This window comes from Flavobacterium sp. AED (genome assembly GCF_000812945.1).
In the GTDB taxonomy this organism is placed as follows: Bacteria; Bacteroidota; Bacteroidia; order Flavobacteriales; family Flavobacteriaceae; genus Flavobacterium.
This window is the reverse complement of record NZ_JSYM01000001.1, coordinates 1,742,675-1,763,137: the sequence shown is the minus strand read 5'-3', so window position 1 is coordinate 1,763,137 and position 20,463 is coordinate 1,742,675. Positions and strand designations below refer to the sequence as shown.

The following is a 20,463-nucleotide window of genomic DNA, read 5'->3' as shown; positions in this document are numbered from 1 at the left end:
CCATTACAGTAAGAGTTTTTCTTTTTATTTAAAATGAGAATTAATAATTCCACATATCTTGTTCGAAATTGCGAATTTTTTCTTTCACTCTCTCAGACTCTAACAATTGATTCTGAGCATTATCTTTCATATATTCAGCAATAGATCTGTCTCCGTAAACGTTTTCTTCTTTGTAAATTACACTATTGAAACGTCTTGAATTTAATATTTGATCAAAAGAAACCGGCATTGCAGAATTTTTATCATTGAAGGCTTTTGCTTCATGTAAAACATCTCTTGCAGCTGGGAAAAAGATCCAAAATAATTCAATATAATCTTTTTCATCACTGTTCATTGTAAAAACATCTGGAGTCACTGGACAAATTCCAAGTAAACGATACTTCAATTCACTTTGACGCTTATCAAAATACCAGTATCCTTTAATTTTATACTGAGTAACATCTTGAGCAGTTAGATCTGATTTTAAAATATACTCCGGTGAAATCTGAGCACCAGCATTTATTTGTTCTCTTCCTGCATCCGTTGTATCAATACGAGTCAATGAAGCCTGAATATCTTGCATCGATTTTTTAGTGTTAAAATAACTATCAGTATAAACTTCCGTTATTTTACCATTTCTCATTGCTTTTGTCAAGACATCATACAATGATCTTCTATCTGAACCGATATTAGCTGTATCAATTGGAAAATACAATGCAAAATTAATCTTTTCACTTAAATCGATTATTTCCCACGTTGTTTTACCCATCAAGACATCTCTATCATGCACATAACCATAAGCTAATGGTTTGTCATTATCAGAAATCAGCTGTGCAGCAGACTTAAGACCAATTTGATCTGGTGTTTTAGCATTCAGCAAATTAGATTGTGCTACAGATGCAAAACTCCAAGTGACAGAGATAATAGCAATCAAAAAATTTCTTACATTCATCATGTTTTCATTATAAGTTAATGAAGCAGTTTTTATTAAAACTACTTATTATTGTATTTCAAAAATTACTGGAGCTGTTCTTGGTAATAAATAACTACCTGCACCAACAAGTTTAGTTTTAATTTCAGAAATGGTAACTTGATCACCTCTAACTGCTTTAGAAAGAACTGCATTACACTGTGCATTCAACTTATTTCCTTGTACAACTACAGTAGGCTGACCTGTTACTTTCAAATTAAAACCAACGACATCCAAACCAACTTCAAAGTCAAAATCAACTAATTTAGCTCCAATTGTAGCAACTTGTAAATTTGATTTAGGACCTTTTACAACACCCATTTCACCACGTATAGTACCTGTAGGACCTGGAATTCCTTTAATTCTAAAAGATTTTTTATCAGAAACTTTAGAACCATCAGGAAGAGTTGCAGTAACATTAATTACTGTTTCAGAACCAGCACCTGGACTCATATTGTACTTACCACCACCTGCAGAACTTAATCCTGGAGCGCTAGCCGAAACTTTATCCGCAGATACTCCCGCAAAGGAAATAGTCATAGGATTTACAACACCTCTATAAACAACATTCATTTTATCAGCAGAAATAGTAGCTGATTTTGGTCTTGGGACAACAACGTAAGAACTTTTTTGTATTGCAAGCGGAACTAATTTTCCATTTTCTTCAAAATTGAATGAACCACCAATCGGGTGTTCTCCAATGTTACCCGCTCCAAATGAGAACTTTGCTTGACCAGCCTCAGCTTGTAAACTTGAACCATTTACTATAACTGATTTAGCTCTTAATGATGGGTCAAACTTACCTAATATAACTTTTCCTTGAACAGTTTCTCCTTGAAAGAAAACTGATTTTTCAAGAACTACTATCGGTTGATAAGCAGTAAGAGAGGCTGCAGCAACTAAATCTGATTGGAACATTCCGGTCATTACATCGCTTTCAGTTGTCTTGATATCCGCTTGTAATTGAGACAATTTTGTAATTGTAGCAATAAGTGGAAATCCCTTATAGTTATAATCAATCCAAGGTAATTTTGCACCCGCTTTTTCAGAATAAACTGGATTAGTTGCAAATCTAGCTTCAATTTTTTTCATTTCAGAATCAGCAATTGAACTTCCTCCAATTTGTTTGATTTGAGTTGAAAAATTATTAATTCTATCTAAAAACTCTTGACCTTCCTTTGAAACTCTATCACCTGTAAAAAATTTCCTATCAATTAAATCCCCTTTATCCATTTGCTCGTATGGCAAATTTCCTTGTGAATCTCTCACAAATTTCTTGGTAACAGTAGTTTTTATATTTTCTAAATAATCATTAAAATCTTTAGACAAGGCTCTAATTTTTTCAACTTTAGCTTTTTTATCACCAAACTGCCCCGGTTGATCCACTGCTTTTTGCGATAACTGTAGAAATGAACTTTCATTTCTGGTATCTGTTATAGAGTTAGACTCTACTATTTTATTATTCAAAATCCCAAAAGCAGATAATACTTCTTTGGACATATTTAATGCTAACATTGCGATAAAAACCAAGTACATCAGGTTTATCATCTTCTGTCTAGGGGTTAGTTTTCCTCCTGCCATATTTTCTACTAATTAGTTTGTTATTTTTATATCGTTTGAAACTAATTATCCTTTGTTGTTCATTGCAGAAAGCATTCCTCCGTATACACTGTTAAGTGATGACAAATTAGATGTCAAAGACTGCATTTGGTCTTTTAATTTTAAGTTATTTTCAGCAACTTCTTCATTGATTTGTGCATTTCTTGAAGCGCTTTGCAATTGTATTTTATATAAACTGTTCAAAGATTCCATTTGGGCTGCAGCCAAAGTCAACTCTTCACTATATTTTTTAGTTGAAGCAATTGAATCTACGGTAGGTGCAATTCCTTTTGCTGCTGATTCGAAATTTTTAATGCTGTTTCCTAAACTTGACATTAATTCTCCGTCAATTTTAGCATCTTTTAACATAGCATCTAGTTTTTGAGATAACAATCCCTGAGCATCAGAAGGAGTTTCTACTTTTGCTTTCTTTAGTCCTGTAGATTTACCATTAGCAAGTTCTGGATAAACCAATGTCCAATCTAATTCATCATCAACTGGTTCAAATGCAGAAAGAGCAAAAATTGCAGCTTCTACAACAAGTCCAATTGTTAGCATTAAATTTCCAGTTATAAAACCGAATTCAAGGTGAGTAATTTTGAATAATGCACCAATAATTACAACTGCCGCACCCATTCCGTATGCGAAATTCATTGTTTTTTTGCTAAGTAATGCCATAATAATTTTTTTTGGGGTTAGATTTAAAGATTTGGTTTCTTTTATAATTATTTATTATTTGCCTCTTTTAGTTTTTCCGGTAGTTTGAATTCCCATGTAATCCTGAACAGTTCTAAAACCAATATAGCTTCTTGCCGAATCAGCATATTCATAATCTCTTGTGCTTACTTGTAGGAAATAAGCAACATCTTTCCAAGAACCTCCACGAACCACTTTACGTTTGTTTGAAGCATCCAGAACATTTGGATTCATTGAAGAAACATATTCATATGCATTTGGATCATAAGAAGAATCCGTCCATTCCGAAACGTTTCCTGCCATGTTATACAAATTATAACCATTTGGTTCATACGATTTTGCCTCTACAGTATATAACGCTTGGTCTGCTGCATAATCACCTCTGTTAGGTTTGAAATTAGCAAGAAAACAACCTCTGTCATTTTTAGTATACGGACCACCCCAAGGATATGTTGCAGATTCTAAACCACCTCTAGCAGAATACTCCCATTCAGCTTCAGTAGGTAATCTGAAAGAATTGATTAGATCATGTCCTTTCTTTTTAGATTTTATGTATGTATTTTTATTTAAAGTTCTCCAAGCACAAAAAGCTTTTGCTTGGGTCCATTTTACACCTACAACTGGATAATCTCCATATGCTTTGTGCCAGAAATAGTCATTATGCATTGGCTCATTGTAAGAATAAGCAAAATCTTTAATCCAAACAGTGGTGTCAGGATACACGTTTACTTCTTCAGTTTTAATAAAATCTTTTCTTTTACCAACTTTAGCTTTGGCAGCAGCCTGAATATCCATCCAAGAATAACGGAATTTCAATTTATTTACATCTATAGTACGCAATCCATTGTAAGAAGCTTCTATTGGCAAATACATAGAATCCATAACCTCAGTATAATACTCATCCGGATACAACTTAGTATCTTTGATTAATTTTACTTTTTTATTCAATTTTCTACCAGCATAAGGATCATCAGCGGTACCTACACTGTAATAGTTATCATACATATATTTATCGTACGCGGTCATCTTTTCAGGATCTGAATCATTAAAAGCAAAATCTCCAATACTACCAGAATTTTTACCTTTGCCTTTTCCATCTCCTGCTTTTTGACCACTTTCGTCAGCAAGAATTGCTAATCGAACTCTCATCGTAGAATCTTTTACCCATTCTACAAATTGACGGTACTCACTATTTGTAATTTCAGTTTCATCCATATAAAAAGAACGAACAGTTACCGTTTTTGTTGGTGCATCCTCAACATCAGCTAAATCATCGTCTGATTTACCCATAGTAAAAGCACCTCCAGGAACCAATGTCATTCCATAAGGTTTCTCAGGATGCCATTTCCCACCATTGACACCTACTAATTCTCCTTTGTCGCTTGATTTACCACAGCTAATTAATAGGGTCAAAATTGCCGTAAATGCAATGAACTTCTTCATATAAATTTGGGTTAACTATTCATTATTTTTAAGTGTGTAAACCTATTTATTATTTTTTACAAAAACAATTTTTTTACAGTAAACAACGTGTTTTTTATAAAAAAATAATAAATAAGTAAAAAATTATTCTAAATGATATTTTTTCTTTGTGCTTTCCACCATCTTTCAGGTAATTCTTGATTGCATGCCAATAAATATTCATCGTAGGAACACGGTAATAACGTATTTCTCTTTAATTTATTATTACTGTTTGAAATAAATGGTATTTCTATCCACCAACGATCAGTTTTATCACTTTTATAGAAAACAAGTTCCTCTTCCTCTAATGGAACGATATATTTCAAATAATTTTCCTTGCTTCCAAACGGATATTCATTAGAACGATAATGAAACCCTTCTATAAAATACCAGATTATCTGTGCAATAATAACCGATTCCTGTACCGAATTATTATGATTAAATATCCCAAAAGAAGATACTTTATCACTTATTCCTGCATATCTGGATAAAGAACATATTTCTTTACCATTGAAACCATTAGGTGCAAATGAAACAAAATTTCCTGAATCAGAGGACTTAATTGAATTTAAATCGATACTCACTAAATCCGCATCTCTAAAAACAGGTTCCGCAAGAGCAATATTATTCGAAATCTCACCCAATCTATAACCATCGAAAAATAATTTTTCGATCAAATCAATTTCTTCCTGCGAATTAAAATACGTTTGATACCCAATATTACAATAGTTAAAAAGATTATTAGGTTCGTCTACAATTATTTTTGTCAAATAAGAAGAAGCTGAAACGGCTTCTTCATCTTTCCCAAAATCAAATTTATTATCAATGGAAACTAAATTGACCATTTGTTCTAAATCATCATAGGCTCTGTAAAGTGCATACGTCAAATCTTGAGAACCTCCAATAACTATAGGAGTAATCCTTTTCTTGATTAGACTTGCAACAACTTTCTTTAGTGCAAAATAAGTATCCTCAACCGAATTACCAGCAAGAATATCACCCAAATCTGCAATTGAAGCATCCCAATTTCCAGGAAACAATCCATACAGCTCTTTTCTAAGCGGTATTAAATCAACATCAGAAACAGCTTTTTTATCTCCTTGGTTTTCTAAAACGCCAATTACAGCAATTTTAATCTTATTTAAATCCGGAAACTGTTCATTGGTATGCAAAACTATTTTACTTCCCAACTGTTGGGAAGTCAATCCGTTTATATAACTAAGGATTTCATCGTCTACGGGTTTCAGAAAATCAAACTCCATATCTTATTTCTTTTTTCCATCCCCTTCCCTTCCCTTTGGGAAGGGAAGGGGATGGAATGTATTTATACTTATTTCTTTTTGGCTACTGGTTTCTTAACGGCAGTTTTAGCAACAGCTTTCTTAGCCGGAGCTTTTTTAGCTGCTACTTTTTTAGCCGGAGTTTTCTTGGCAATCATTTCCTGAACTTCTGCTAATGTTAATTTTGTGGCATCAACATCTTTACTTAATTCAATTTTGATTTTTCCTTTGGTAATAACCGAACGTCCCCAACGGGCCTTTTCAACTAAAATTCCTTCCTCTTCCCAGTTATGTAAAACCTTATCAATATTTTTTTGCAATTTATCTTCAATCAATTCTTCAACATCTGATTGTGATAAATTATCAAAATTATATTTCTTGCTCACATTTATAAACAAACCGTTCCATTTGATAAACGGACCAAAACGACCCACACCTTTCTGAACACCTTCTCCTTTATAAACTGCAATTGGCGCATCTGCTATTGCTTTTTCGTCAATTAATTCTTTTGCTCTTTCAAAATCTACGTCCAAAGGATTTTCTCCTTTTGGCAAAGAAACAAAAGCAGCTCCATGGCGAATATAAGGACCGAAACGACCATTACTCACTTCAACTTCCTCGTCTTTATACTGTCCAAGATTTTTTGGCAACAAAAATAAATTTAAAGTTTCCTCTAAAGTAATATTTCCAATATTTTGATCTGACATTAAACTGGCAAACTTTTTCTCTTCATCGTCTGCAGCTCCAATTTGAGCCATGGGTCCAAATTTCCCTAAACGTACCGAAACTGGTTTCCCCGTTTTTGGATCTGTTCCCAGAATTCTTTCACCGCTTTCTCTATCCGCATTAGCCTCTACATCTTTCACTGTTGGGTGAAATTTATCGTAGAACTCTTGCATCATTTTTGTCCAAACAATATTCCCTTCTGCAATTTCATCAAAATCCTGTTCCACTTTTGCAGTGAAATTATAATCGAGAATGTTTCCGAAATTCTTAACCAAGAAATCGGTAACTATAGTTCCAATATCTGTAGGAACTAATTTTCCTTTATCGGAACCTGTATTTTCTTTCAATAACTTCTCTCCTACTTTTCCAGATTGTAAAGTCAATTGTGTATAATTTCTTTCTTGTCCGTCAAGATTTCCTTTCTCAACATAATTTCTGTTGATAATGGTAGAAATTGTTGGTGCATAAGTAGAAGGACGGCCAATTCCTAATTCTTCTAATTTTTTTACCAAAGAAGCTTCGGTATATCTTGCTGCAGCTCTTGAATATCTTTCTGTTGCTGTAATATAATTGTTTTGCAATTTTTCGTTGACTTTCATCGCAGGCAACATTCCTTCTTGCTCCTCTTCATCGTCATCATGACCTTCAAGATACACTTTCAAGAAACCTTCAAAAAGTAAAACTTCTCCAGATGCAGTGAAAATTTCACCATGATTGTTCGCTTCAATTTTTACGTTAGTACGCTCCAATTGTGCATCACTCATTTGCGAAGCCAAGGTTCTTTTCCAGATCAAATCATACAAACGCGCTTGATCTCTATCGATATTTACCGTGTGACGTGACATATCCGTTGGACGAATTGCCTCGTGCGCTTCTTGTGCGCCTTTGCTTTTATTAACAAAAGTTCGAGGTTTAGAAAATTCTTTTCCGTAGGATTTTATAATTTCAGCTTCAGCAGCTTCCATTGCATCTTTCGATAAGTTCACACTATCCGTTCTCATATAAGTAATAAGTCCAGCTTCATATAAACGTTGTGCGAGTTGCATAGTAATTCCAACAGGTAAATACAATTTTCTCGCCGCTTCTTGTTGTAAAGTCGAAGTTGTAAAAGGTCCAGTTGGTGATTTTTTGGTAGGTTTTGTCTCTAAATCAGCTACCTTATATGTAGAACCTACATTTTTATTTAAAAAATCTTCGGCTTCTTTTTTAGTATTGAAATTTTTAGGCAGTTTGGCTTTGAATGTTTTTCCGGATTCATTAGTGAATTCAGCCACAATAGAATACGTCGCAATGGCTTTGAAATTTTGAATTTCTCTTTCACGCTCTACAATTAAACGAACAGAAACCGATTGTACACGACCGGCAGAAAGTCCCCCTTTTATTTTTCTCCAAAGTACAGGAGACAATTCATAACCAACCAATCTATCCAAAACACGACGTGCTTGTTGTGCATTGACTAAATTATAATCGATTTCACGTGGATTATCAATCGCTTTTAAAATCGCAGTTTTAGTGATTTCGTGAAAAACAATTCGCTTGGTTTTATTTTTGTCTAATTTTAATTCTTCGGCTAAATGCCAAGAAATAGCTTCACCCTCGCGATCCTCATCACTTGCTAACCAAACCATTTCAGCTTTCTTTGCTAATCCTTTTAATTTGGTGACCAATGCTTTTTTATCGGCAGAAACTTCATATTTAGGTTTGAAACCATTTTCTACATCTACACCAATTTCCTTGGAAGGCAAGTCAGCAATATGTCCATAACTGGACTCCACTTGAAAATCACTTCCTAGAAATTTCTCGATTGTTTTTGCCTTTGCAGGGGACTCAACTATAACTAAATTCTTTGCCATTACTCTATTTTTCTGGGACAAAAGTATCTATTTTTTTTAAATATCGGGCTTTTGATTTTATTTTTGAACTATTTCACAACCATTAATAGGTAAGTTATAGCCATACTCGACTGTTTTTTAGCCCCGACTGCAGTGAAAAGCCCGGAGCAAAAAAGTAAAAGTTTCCTATTCTAAAAAAGCGACCAACGGAAGCTCTTTTTAGGACTTTGGAAACTTTTACTTTTTTTTGCGAGGACTTGTAACGGAAAGCGGGAAATAGCTCCCCAGAAACAATGCCTTAAAATAGTGTTAATTCTTCGTCTGACATCTTGTCATATTTATTTCAATTGCGTTATCTTTGTGCTTTGAAAACATAGGATGGAAAAGATTATTGAAGAAAGTAAACAAGGCGAAAGTCTTGTTCTAGAACATAAACCCGAGAATACCAAAAAATTATTTATAGAAAGTTATGGCTGTGCGATGAATTTTTCAGACAGTGAAATCGTAGCTTCTATTTTATCTGGAAACGGATATAATACAACACAAGTGCTGGAGGAAGCCGATTTAGTTTTGGTAAATACCTGTTCTATTCGGGACAAAGCGGAACAAACGATTCGCAAACGTTTAGAGAAATACAATGCCGTGAAACGCATTAATCCAAAAATGAAAGTAGGCGTTTTGGGCTGTATGGCCGAGCGTTTGAAAAGTCAATTTCTGGAAGAAGAAAAAATTGTAGACCTAGTTGTGGGTCCTGATGCCTATAAAGATTTACCAAACCTTTTGCAAGAAGTAGAAGAAGGACGCGATGCGATTAACGTGATTTTGTCGAAAGATGAGACTTATGGGGATATTTCGCCTGTGCGATTGATGAGCAACGGAATTACGGCTTTGGTGTCTATAACACGTGGTTGCGATAATATGTGTACGTTTTGCGTGGTGCCTTTCACCCGAGGACGAGAACGCAGTCGTGAACCGCAAAGTATCATGAAGGAAATTCAGGATTTGTGGGACAAAGGTTTTAAGGAAATTACACTTTTAGGCCAGAATGTGGATAGTTACTTGTGGTATGGTGGTGGTTTGAAAAAAGACTTCGAAAATGCTACCGAAATGCAAAAAGCAACAGCAGTAGATTTCGACCAATTACTAGAAATGGTAGCGGTTGGTTTTCCAAAAATGCGCATTCGCTTTTCGACATCCAATCCTCAAGACATGCACGAAAGTATTTTACATGTGATTGCAAAACATCCTAATATATGTAAGCATATTCACTTGCCTGTCCAATCTGGAAGCAATAGAATCCTAAAAGAAATGAACCGTTTGCACACGCGGGAAGAATACATGACTTTGATTGACAAAATCAGAACCATCATTCCGAACGGCTCTATTTCACAAGACATGATTGCAGGTTTCCCAACAGAAACCGAACAAGATCATCAAGACACAATGAGCTTGATGGAATATGTGAAGTATAATTTTGGTTATATGTATTCCTATTCTGAACGTCCTGGAACTTTGGCTGGAAGAAAAATGGAAGATGATGTTACCGAAGAAACAAAGGCGAGAAGATTGCAGGAAATTGTCGATTTACAACAAAAACACGCTTGGTTACGCAGTGAAGAATTTATTGGTCAAACTGTAGAAGTTTTAGTAGAAAAAGTATCCAAAAAATCAACAGAAGAGTTTTCCGGAAGAAATTCACAAAGTATTACCGTTGTTTTCCCTAAAGAAAATTATAAGATTGGAGATTTTGTCAATGTGAAAATTTTGAGTTGTACCAGTGGAACTTTAAAAGGAGAAGCAGTTGGTTTAAGCGAAATGAATTAGAAATTTAGCCACAGATTAAAAAAGATTTTCACAGATTTTTTGAAATATTTTTAATCTGTGGCAAAAAAAACAAGATGTTTTATGGAAGGATACAGAGAACAGGAAACTTATAAAATTATAGGGATTTGTATGGAAGTACATAGAATTCTTGGTCCAGGATTATTAGAAATTTAGCCACAGATTAAAAAGATTTTCACAGATTTTTTGAAATATTTTTAATCTGTGGCAAAAAAACAAGATGTTTTATAGAAGGATACAGAGAACAGGAAACTTATAAAATTATAGGGATTTGTATGGAAGTACATAGAATTCTTGGTCCAGGATTATTAGAAATTGTTTACAAAGACGCTTTAGAAGTAGAATTTAAGCTAAACAATATTCCTTACGAAAGAGAAAAAGAATTTTCGATTGACTATAAAGGTGAGATTTTGCGTAGTAAATTTATTGCCGATTTTATTGTTTGTGAAGATATTGTATTAGAAATAAAAGCTGTAAAAGAATTCTGCAACGAACATATTGCACAAATTTTAAACTATTTGAAATTAGCAGATTCAGAAATTGGATTATTAGTTAATTTTCAAAATAAATCTTTACAATATAAAAGATATGCGTTATAAAGAAGATTAAACAAATCTGTGAAAATCTTTTTAATCTGTGGCTAAAAAAACTAATGAATTAAAAAGTGTTTTAATTCATTTGATATTAAAAAAAAAATAAAATAAGATGTCAAAAAAAAATATAATAATTGGTTTAGTTACTTTTATAATTGGATTTGGGGTTACATTCTATATCATTAGAACCTATTTCCCAAAACATAAAGTTGAAAAAACAGCTCCCATGAAAGATACACTTACAAAACCAAAGCAATAGATTCTTACGAATCGAATATAGTATTAAACGAAAATTAATTTTAATAATTCGTGAATCCGATAGCTATCGGGAATGGTTAAAAAACAACATTAATGAGATTGCTTCGTGCCTCGCAATGACAATATGGAATCAGTTCAAGCTATAAAACAACGATTTGAGATTATTGGGAATGACCCAAAGCTCAATCGTGCCATAGAAAAAGCCATTCAAGTTGCCCCTACTGATATTTCGGTATTAGTGGCAGGTGAAAGTGGTGTTGGAAAAGAGAATATCCCCAGAATTATTCATTCACTTTCGCATAGAAAACATGGAAAATACATTGCAGTAAACTGCGGTGCAATTCCTGAAGGAACGATTGACAGTGAACTTTTTGGACATGAAAAAGGAGCTTTTACTGGTGCAACTAACACACGCGAAGGATATTTTGAAGTGGCTGACGGTGGAACGATTTTCCTTGATGAAGTAGGTGAATTGCCTTTGACTACTCAAGTGCGGTTACTTCGTGTTTTGGAAAATGGTGAATTCATAAAAGTAGGTTCTTCACAAGTGCAAAAAACAGATGTACGCATTGTAGCTGCTACCAATGTTAATTTATTTAATGCTATCGAAAAAGGGAAATTCCGTGAAGATTTGTATTACCGATTAAGCACAGTAGATATTACTTTACCTCCGTTGCGAGAACGAAAAGAAGATATTCACTTGTTATTTAGAAAATTTGCTTCTGATTTTGCACATAAATACAAGATGCCTCCATTAAAATTAGACGAAAGTGCTGTTGCTGTTTTGCAAAAATTTCGCTGGAGTGGTAATATCCGTCAATTGAGAAACGTTGCGGAACAAATTTCGGTTTTGGAAACAAATCGCGAAATTTCGGCTGCGACTTTACAATCTTATTTACCAACTGAAGGCACCAACTTGCCGTCAGTAATTAAAGATAAGAAAGGCGATAGTGATTTCAACACCGAAAGAGAGATTTTGTATAAAGTGCTTTTTGACATGAAAAGTGATTTGCATGACTTAAAAAAACTTACTTTGGAACTAATGCAAAGTGGAAGTTCTAAAGTGCAAGAAACAAATCAAAATTTGATTAAAAAAATCTATGGCTCCCAAGAAAATGACAGCGAAATAGATTTTGAAGAAGAACCAAGAACGGCTTTGATTACAACTCAAAATAAAGAAGAACGTTATCAAGAGAATGACGATAGTTACCTATTTGCTGAAACAATCGAAGAGGAAGAAGAAATTTTGAGATTGGAGCAGAAAGAAATTGAAATGATTAAAAAATCATTGGAAAAAAATAAAGGAAAACGAAAAGCCGCCGCAGATGAATTGGGGATTTCCGAAAGAACTTTGTATCGAAAAATCAAACAATTTGATTTGTAAAAATTCAAATTGGAAATTGTGAATTGAAAATGAATATCTTTGACCCGAGCGTTAGCGAACTGGTAAAGCAATCTTAAAATTTAAAATGAAACACATAAAATATATTTTTATTTTGTTGATCGCAGTGACTTTCAATAGCTGCTCCGTTTACAACTTTACAGGAACAGGAAAAATTGATGCGAAAACCTTTCAGGTGAATTTTTTCCAAAATAATGCAGATTTGATTGAACCTGGAATTGACAGAACCTTTACACTCGCATTACAAGACATCATTCAGAATCAAACCAACTTAAATTTAGTAAAAAGTGGTGCTGATTTAACTTATGAAGGGGAGATTGTAGATTATAGAATAAGCCCAATGACCGCAACTGCCGATCAGAAAGCGGCTCAAAACAGATTAAAAATAAGAGTAAATGTTAGGTTTACCAATAAAAATAAAGAAACGGATAATTTCGAAAAACCATTTGAGTTTTATTACGATTACCCGGCAACACAGCAACTTGTAGGATCAACTTTGAATAGTGCTTTGAAAGATATCTTCGAAAGAATAACACAAGATATTTTTAATGAATCCCTTGCTAAATGGTAAATGGAGGTGTTGATTCGGTAATTTGTTGATTCGGTTAATCGAAGAACAAATAAACGAATAACCAAATAAACGAATAACCTTTATGAATGTAACCGATTATACTTATTTAATAAACAGACCCGATGCTATCAATGAAAAGCAAACGGAAGCGTTGGGGAATGTATTGGATGAATTTTCATATTTTCAAAGTGCCAGAGCTTTACGTTTGAAAGGTCTTTATAACCAAAATAGTTTTAAGTATAATTTTGCTCTAAAAGTTACTGCCGCGCATACGACTGACAGAACCGTTTTGTTCGATTTTATTACTTCAGATACTTTTACTGCTATTCAAAAAGGATTATATGATAAAAAAGCACTCGAACTTCTTGACATTACTGTAGTCGATAGTGAACTAATTATTCAGAAAGAAAAGTCAGAGTCCAAAATAAATACTCTGGAACAATCAATTCTTACTTCTATAAAGGAAGCTTTACCTTTAGAATCTAATGAAAATTCAAAAACTACAGAAGAAAAATTAGCGATTGGAACTCCTTTGGATTTTTCCATAAGTGAAAAGCATTCCTTCCAAGAATGGCTTCAATTATCCCGAACGCAGCCTATAGTTAGAGAAACAGAAAGTGTAAATACTTCTAAAACGTTACCAATAGAAGATGAAGACAAAAAGAAAAAAGCAGCATTAATCGATAAATTTATAGAAACCAGTCCGAAGATTTCACCTGTAAAACATGGTGTTGCATCAACAGTTACTTTTGACCTTAATAAAGACGACAATTCCTATTTGATGACGGAGACTTTAGCACGGGTTTATTTGGAACAAAAAAAATATCAAAAAGCGATTCAAGCTTATGAAATATTAATTTTGAAATATCCAGAAAAAAGTAGTTTCTTTGCAGACCGCATAGCGGATATTAAGATTTTACAACAAAACAATAATTAAACAATGAGCACATTTTCAATTTTTTTAGTTTTAATAACAATAGTTTGTTTCCTATTAATCGTAGTAATAATGGTTCAAAACCCTAAAGGTGGTGGATTATCTTCAACTATAGGTGGTTCTCAAATGTTAGGTGGTGTACAAAAAACAACAGATTTTTTAGACAAAAGCACTTGGACACTTGCTACTATTTTAATTGTACTTATACTTCTTTCTAGCTTAAGCTTTACAGGAGCATTAAGTGATAATGATTCTAAAATTATTGAACAAACAGGAACTGCTGCACCTGCAACTGCTACGCCAGCATCTCCAGTTCAAAATACACCTGCTGAAACAAATCCAGCAAAATAAAACAACACTTTTTATTCTAAATGCCAGCCTGTCAAAGCTGGCATTTTTTATAAGAAAATATGTCAGTTATAATAGGATGGCACAATTTCTGAAATCCTAAATGCAATCATAAAAATAATAAAAATATATAAAATCATGGCTTTAAACATTAAACCACTTTCAGACAGAGTTCTTATCGAACCAGTAGCAGCTGAAACTAAAACTGCGTCAGGGATTTTTATTCCAGATACTGCTAAAGAAAAACCGCAAAAAGGAACTGTAGTTGCAGTTGGAAACGGGACAAAAGATCACACAATGACTGTGAAAATTGGTGATTCTGTTCTTTACGGAAAATATGCCGGAACTGAATTGAAACTGGAAGGAAAAGATTATTTGATCATGCGTGAAGACGATATTTTAGCAATTATCTAAATAGTATTAAGTCCTAAAAATTAAGTATCAAGACAACTTGAAACTTTAAACAAATTAAACTTTAAACAAAAAGCAAAGAAATGGCAAAAGATATAAAATTTGATATTGAAGCACGTGACGGATTAAAACGTGGTGTTGATGCATTGGCAAATGCAGTAAAAGTAACTCTAGGACCAAAAGGTCGTAACGTAATTATTGGAAAAGCTTTTGGTGGGCCAAATGTTACTAAAGATGGTGTTACCGTTGCAAAAGAAATTGAATTGAAAGATCCATTGGAAAACATGGGTGCTCAGATGGTGAAAGAAGTAGCGTCTAAAACGAATGATTTAGCTGGAGACGGAACTACTACTGCTACTGTTTTGGCACAAGCTATCGTGAAAGAAGGTTTGAAAAACGTTGCTGCAGGAGCGAATCCAATGGATTTGAAACGCGGTATTGATAAAGCGGTTGAAGCTATTGTAGCTGACTTAGCTAAACAAGCAAAAGTAGTAGGAAGTGATTCTGAAAAAATCAAACAAATTGCTTCAATTTCTGCAAATAATGACGAAGTAATTGGTGAGTTAATCGCTACTGCTTTCGCAAAAGTAGGAAAAGAGGGTGTTATCACAGTTGAAGAGGCTAAAGGAACAGATACTTATGTTGATGTTGTGGAAGGTATGCAATTTGACAGAGGATATCTTTCTCCTTATTTTGTTACTAATTCAGAAAAAATGGAAGTAGAATTGGAAAATCCTTACATCCTTTTATATGATAAAAAAGTTTCTTCATTAAAAGAATTATTACCAGTTCTTGAGCCAGTTGCTCAATCTGGAAAACCATTATTGATTATTGCTGAAGATGTTGATGGTGAAGCATTATCTACATTGGTGGTAAATAAATTACGTGGAGCCTTGAAAATCGCTGCTGTAAAAGCACCTGGTTTTGGAGACAGAAGAAAAGCTATGCTTGAAGATATTGCTATCTTAACTGGAGGAACTGTAATTTCAGAAGAAAGAGGATACACTTTAGAAAACACAACTATCGAAATGTTAGGGACTGCTAAAAAAGTGACTATCGATAAAGATAATACAACGATTGTAAGTGGTGCTGGCGAAGCTGACATCATCAAAAATCGTGTCAACCAAATCAAAGGTCAAATGGAAGCTACAACTTCTGATTATGACAAAGAAAAGTTGCAAGAACGTTTGGCTAAATTAGCTGGTGGAGTTGCTGTACTTTATGTTGGTGCTGCTTCTGAAGTAGAAATGAAAGAGAAAAAAGACAGAGTTGATGATGCACTTCATGCAACTCGTGCTGCTGTTGAAGAAGGAATTGTTGCTGGTGGCGGTGTTGCTTTATTGAGAGCTAAAAATGCACTTAGCACTATTAAAGCTGACAATGCTGACGAAGCAACAGGAATTCAAATTGTATCTCGTGCAGTAGAATCTCCATTGAGAACTATTGTTGAAAATGCTGGACTTGAAGGTTCAGTTGTTGTTGCAAAAGTTGCCGAAGGTTCAGGTGATTTTGGCTACAATGCAAAAACAGACGAGTATGTTGATATGCTTAAAGCAGGTATTATTGACCCTAAAAAAGTAACTCGTGTGGCGTTAGAGAATGCTGCTTCAGTAGCTGGTATGATCTTAACTACAGAATGTGCTTTGATTGATATTAAAGAAGATAATGGTGGCGGAAACCCAATGGGTGGTGGTATGCCAGGAATGATGTAATTCATTCTCCTTTTTAAATAAAAAAACTCCGTTTCTTAATTGAAACGGAGTTTTTTATTTATTGCAATTGATGATTATTTTATATGAACCCTTTTTTTCAAAAGCTTGAATAAAACGGGAACAGTGGTAATAAGAACAATTATTATTATGATATATTCAATATGCTCTTTCAGATCAATTCCAAACTTATCTAAAAAGACACCATATAGATAATGACCCGAAAAAATCAAAATAAAGGACCATAAAAAAGAACTTAAAACATTGAAAAACATGAATTTACTTTTATCCATGGATACAATTCCTGCTACGATAGGTGCAAAGGTTCTAAAAATTGGTAAAAACCGTGCAAATATTATTGCCTTTCCTCCATATTTTTCAAAGAAATCTTTTGATTGCAAAAGGTATTTTTTCTTAAACCAAAAAGTATCTTCTTTCTTAAATAAATAATATCCACTTTTTGCCCCAAACCAATAGCCAACCATATTTCCTATAATTCCTGCAGCAGCAACCAATAACGATAATATGGTAACATTAATAAAATCGCTTTCTATAGTGACCATATTTTGTACCAAATCTTTACTGTAAATTCCCGCAAGGAAAAGCAAACTGTCTCCAGGAAGAAAAAAACCGGCAAAAAGACCAGTTTCGGCAAAAATTATAAATAAAACGATATACAAACCTATTTGAACTCCTCCTATTTGAAGGGTAATATAAAATTCCGGATTAAGTAATTGTGTCCAATCAAAATTATTCATAAAAACGATTTGTAATTAAATTTATTGGTCGTGAAAGTAAGAATAATTTAGCTTAACCGCAATTTATTGCCGCATTTTAAAGTTTAATTAACGCTTTAAAAACATAGCAATGAAGATTCTAAATCCTTTAAATCTTAAATTAAAAAAAGTCCAAAATTTTCATTTTGGACTTTAAAATTACATTCGTTCGTATTTACAACAGCTATGAAGATTATCATAATCTTCTTTTGTTGCCTTTACCTCATCAGTGTCATGTCCTACTTTTGCAATAGCTTTTTTCACATCTAAGGGAGAACATTTTTCTTCATTCAAAATCAAACTCAATTGATGCGTCTCTATATTCCAAATTGCTGATTTAACTCCAGAAACGGAAAAGGCTGCTTTTTGAATTCGTTTTTGACATTGTTCACAAATCCCATTTACTTCAGTTGTGTAATGGGCATTTTTATTCTTTTTCTCTTGAGCCTGAGCAGCAAATCCAAGAAAACTAACCATCATTATTAAAATTATATTTTTCATTTTTACTTTTTCTATTGTGATTATTAATTTTTCATCCCGAGTTTATTTTATTTTGAATCGCAATCCCGCATAATACATTTGTCCAAAAACAGGTGCATACACAATTGAAGTATCAAAATTCGGTCCAAAAGGATTATCAGAACCAAGTATCGCTTTTTCCTGAGTATAGTTACCAATATTTTCTCCACCTACGTACACTTCAAATCTATCAGAAAAAGTTCTGGTAATTTGTGCATTCATCAACGAATAAGATGGTGAAAATTCCGGTAATCTATCATTTATGGGATTGCTTGCTGTATTTGGCAATTGCTGTTTTCCAATCCAATTGAAAGTATAATCAAATTTCCATTGTTTTCCCTTTTCTCCAATATGGGTTTCGTATTCTAAATTTCCAAAAACTCTGTGTTTAGCCTGCAATGGTTTTTGATAATTTCCAGAAATATAATCCGTCCTTACATCATAAAATTTATAGGCCGAACGAAAATTCAAATGATCCAAAATTTCATAATTGAATTCCAGTTGCAAACTATTGGCAACCGACTTTCCATTTAAATTATAAAACAACACTTGCTGTGGACTTTGTAACACATCAACAACTACTTGGTTTTGAAAATCAGTTCTATAGAAATCAAAACCCGCGTCGGCTTTTTTGCCAAAGAGCAAAAACTTTTGAGCAAAACTCACCCCATAATTCCAGGCAATTTCTGGATTCAATCCATATATTTTACCGTTTGAGTCTAAAATATCAAATGTTCTTGAACTGGCAAAAAGTTGTTGGTTTTCGGCAAAAATATTGGCACTTCGCTTTCCTCTACCGGCCGAGAATCGTAAAACTCCTTTTTCCCAAGGATTGTATCGCACATGCAATCGTGGTGTTAAAAATGTCCCCAAACGGTTGTGATTATCAATTCTTCCTCCCAAAATAATGCTGAAATTATCGGCATTATCATATGTATATTCAAAAAAAGCACCCACTGAATTATCAATTCTACTATAATCATTTACATTGACAAATTCTTGGTATTTATCATACGTGAAATTCAAACCTGCAGCAAACTTATTCATCGTGTTGCTGATAATTGAATTGAAAATCAAGTTCGAATAATAACTGCTTTGCTTAATATTGTATTGGTTCAAACCAAAATAGGATTGTTGATTATGGCTGTTAAAAGCATTCTGAAAACCAATACTCTGATAAGGCAAGTCTTTAAAAACATACCCCACTTTTGTAGAAACATCCAATCGCTCCGTGTTTATTTCTGAACCCCAGTAATTGGTTGTCCCTTTGTCTTTATCTGGATTAAAGTCCAACTCTCCGGTTTGTTTTTTATCATTCATATACCTGAAATTAATAAAACTCACCCAGCCTTTTTCGGCATTGTAATATTGGTATCTATTGAGGATATTAATTTGTTTAGCCAATGGATTATCCAAAAACCCATCATTATTCATATCTGTTTTAGCAACTCTTGTATTCCCGTGAAGAAACAGGCTACTACTCCATTTATCTGATATTTTTTTATTGAAATGGGTGTTTAATTCAAACCGCGAATCTGACGAACCATAGGCATTCAAAAAAAATGGAATATCATTAATCGGTTTAATTAATTCCGTATTAATTTGCCCCGAAATACTTTCATATCCATTCACTACACTTCCTGCTCCTTTAGTAATCTGGATGCTTTCGACCCAAGTTCCAGGAGTAAATGACAATCCGTATGCTTGTGAAGCACCACGAACTGATGGGATATTTTCTTCGGTAATCATTAAGTACGGACTGGTCAATCCCAGCATTTTGATTTGTTTAGTCCCCGTTAAAGCATCTGAAAAACTGACATCAATAGACGGATTTGTTTCAAAACTTTCAGCTAGATTACAACAGGCTGCTTTAAGTAATTCCTTACTTGTAATTAGCGTGGTATTTCCTGTTACGGTAAATGATTTTTGAATCCCTTTTTGCTTTTTTATCACTTTGACTTCATTCAGCTTTTCTTGAGAAAAAAGCGGAATTGAAAACAAAATAATAACAAATAGCGTTATTGTTTTTTGCATGGCAAAATATTTTAATGTTTATAAAAAATAATTTCAAATCACACAAAATGATTTGACTTTTAAAAAACATTAAAATCAGGCGTAGAAAATATATTGGCTGTAAAGCTTAAAAAGTGGCGGCGAATGGGCATCGCAGTAATAAGAATTATTTTCGAAACTTTTAAAAATAGTACCTTTAGAAAAAACAATCGGATTCCATTCCTTTATTAAAAATGGCACATCAGCATTTAAAGAAAATGCTTTTATAAGTACATTATCTGATTTCTTTTGAAAATGAACCACTTTATCTTTACAACAAGGTGATTTTTTTTCGACTTTATCACAACATTTTTTTTCGGAATTTTGAGATGAGAAGTCTGTTTTCAAAGAAACTGAAGCGATTTCATTGCCACAATAATGCACATCAAAAGCCAATCCCACATTGGAAACCAACAGGAAAAAAGCGAGAAGAATACTAATGTGCTTTTTGAATCTCATTTTGCAAAATTAGTGATTTAATCAATCTATAAAATCAAATTTCTGT

The 20,463-nt window shown here is 33.5% G+C and carries 20 protein-coding genes; 10 read left to right on the top strand and 10 right to left on the bottom strand.

Annotation, left to right across the window (positions count from 1 at the left end; translation table 11 throughout):
• Positions 1–40: 40 nt before the first annotated feature.
• From gldN to topA, 6 genes are all read right to left on the bottom strand, one after another.
• A complete protein-coding gene (gene gldN, locus OA85_RS07800; RefSeq protein WP_039109448.1) occupies positions 41–931 on the bottom strand; it encodes a gliding motility protein GldN in 891 nt (296 codons plus the stop codon).
• 48 nt (positions 932–979) lie between these two features.
• Positions 980–2,530 (bottom strand): gliding motility protein GldM, encoded by a 1,551-nt coding sequence (gene gldM / locus OA85_RS07795; protein ID WP_039108971.1) that lies wholly within the window; start codon positions 2,528–2,530, stop codon positions 980–982.
• Between the two features lie 45 nt (positions 2,531–2,575).
• On the bottom strand, positions 2,576–3,226 hold the full coding sequence (gene gldL / locus OA85_RS07790) for a gliding motility protein GldL (protein ID WP_039108970.1): 651 nt from the start codon (positions 3,224–3,226) through the stop codon (positions 2,576–2,578).
• 54 nt (positions 3,227–3,280) lie between these two features.
• Positions 3,281–4,687 (bottom strand): gliding motility lipoprotein GldK, encoded by a 1,407-nt coding sequence (gene gldK / locus OA85_RS07785; RefSeq protein WP_039108969.1) that lies wholly within the window; start codon positions 4,685–4,687, stop codon positions 3,281–3,283.
• Between the two features lie 128 nt (positions 4,688–4,815).
• Entirely contained in the window at positions 4,816–5,967 is a 1,152-nt protein-coding gene (locus OA85_RS07780) for a formimidoylglutamase (protein ID WP_039108966.1), read from the bottom strand.
• Positions 5,968–6,035: 68 nt separating this feature from the next.
• The gene (gene topA, locus OA85_RS07775; protein WP_039108965.1) at positions 6,036–8,564 is read right to left on the bottom strand and encodes a type I DNA topoisomerase; all 2,529 of its coding nucleotides are present in this window, start codon (positions 8,562–8,564) and stop codon (positions 6,036–6,038) included.
• A 357-nt stretch (positions 8,565–8,921) separates the two neighbouring features.
• Between topA and miaB the strand changes: the two genes are divergently transcribed.
• The 10 genes from miaB to groL all read left to right on the top strand — a co-directional run bounded on the left by miaB (position 8,922) and on the right by groL (position 16,614).
• Positions 8,922–10,367, top strand: coding sequence for a tRNA (N6-isopentenyl adenosine(37)-C2)-methylthiotransferase MiaB (miaB, locus tag OA85_RS07770; protein WP_039108964.1), 1,446 nt, complete (start codon positions 8,922–8,924; stop codon positions 10,365–10,367).
• A gap of 81 nt (positions 10,368–10,448) precedes the next feature.
• On the top strand, positions 10,449–10,541 hold the full coding sequence (locus OA85_RS17735) for a GxxExxY protein (RefSeq protein WP_304413490.1): 93 nt from the start codon (positions 10,449–10,451) through the stop codon (positions 10,539–10,541).
• Positions 10,542–10,612: 71 nt separating this feature from the next.
• A complete protein-coding gene (locus tag OA85_RS07765) occupies positions 10,613–10,984 on the top strand; it encodes a GxxExxY protein (RefSeq protein ID WP_039108962.1) in 372 nt (123 codons plus the stop codon).
• Positions 10,985–11,090: 106 nt separating this feature from the next.
• A complete protein-coding gene (locus OA85_RS17385) occupies positions 11,091–11,237 on the top strand; it encodes a hypothetical protein (RefSeq protein ID WP_156129421.1) in 147 nt (48 codons plus the stop codon).
• Positions 11,238–11,360: 123 nt separating this feature from the next.
• Positions 11,361–12,620, top strand: coding sequence for a sigma-54-dependent Fis family transcriptional regulator (locus OA85_RS07760; protein ID WP_039108961.1), 1,260 nt, complete (start codon positions 11,361–11,363; stop codon positions 12,618–12,620).
• Positions 12,621–12,705: 85 nt separating this feature from the next.
• Entirely contained in the window at positions 12,706–13,209 is a 504-nt protein-coding gene (locus OA85_RS07755; protein WP_039108960.1) for an LptE family protein, read from the top strand.
• An 82-nt stretch (positions 13,210–13,291) separates the two neighbouring features.
• Complete coding sequence (locus OA85_RS07750) at positions 13,292–14,146, top strand: tetratricopeptide repeat protein (RefSeq protein WP_039108958.1); 855 nt, start codon at positions 13,292–13,294, stop codon at positions 14,144–14,146.
• A 3-nt stretch (positions 14,147–14,149) separates the two neighbouring features.
• Complete coding sequence (gene secG / locus OA85_RS07745) at positions 14,150–14,494, top strand: preprotein translocase subunit SecG (protein ID WP_039108956.1); 345 nt, start codon at positions 14,150–14,152, stop codon at positions 14,492–14,494.
• A gap of 135 nt (positions 14,495–14,629) precedes the next feature.
• Positions 14,630–14,905 carry a co-chaperone GroES gene (gene groES / locus OA85_RS07740; protein WP_035670228.1) on the top strand — a complete coding sequence of 92 codons (276 nt, stop codon included), beginning with the start codon at positions 14,630–14,632 and terminating at the stop codon, positions 14,903–14,905.
• Between the two features lie 80 nt (positions 14,906–14,985).
• On the top strand, positions 14,986–16,614 hold the full coding sequence (groL, locus tag OA85_RS07735; RefSeq protein ID WP_039108955.1) for a chaperonin GroEL: 1,629 nt from the start codon (positions 14,986–14,988) through the stop codon (positions 16,612–16,614).
• A gap of 74 nt (positions 16,615–16,688) precedes the next feature.
• Here the strand turns inward: groL and OA85_RS07730 are convergent, their stop codons facing one another.
• From OA85_RS07730 to OA85_RS07715, 4 genes are all read right to left on the bottom strand, one after another.
• Positions 16,689–17,369 (bottom strand): DedA family protein, encoded by a 681-nt coding sequence (locus OA85_RS07730; protein WP_039108952.1) that lies wholly within the window; start codon positions 17,367–17,369, stop codon positions 16,689–16,691.
• A gap of 177 nt (positions 17,370–17,546) precedes the next feature.
• Positions 17,547–17,888 (bottom strand): heavy-metal-associated domain-containing protein, encoded by a 342-nt coding sequence (locus tag OA85_RS07725; protein WP_039108951.1) that lies wholly within the window; start codon positions 17,886–17,888, stop codon positions 17,547–17,549.
• A 42-nt stretch (positions 17,889–17,930) separates the two neighbouring features.
• On the bottom strand, positions 17,931–19,940 hold the full coding sequence (locus tag OA85_RS07720) for a TonB-dependent siderophore receptor (protein ID WP_039108950.1): 2,010 nt from the start codon (positions 19,938–19,940) through the stop codon (positions 17,931–17,933).
• A 75-nt stretch (positions 19,941–20,015) separates the two neighbouring features.
• A complete protein-coding gene (locus OA85_RS07715) occupies positions 20,016–20,417 on the bottom strand; it encodes a hypothetical protein (protein WP_039108949.1) in 402 nt (133 codons plus the stop codon).
• Positions 20,418–20,463 lie beyond the last annotated feature (46 nt).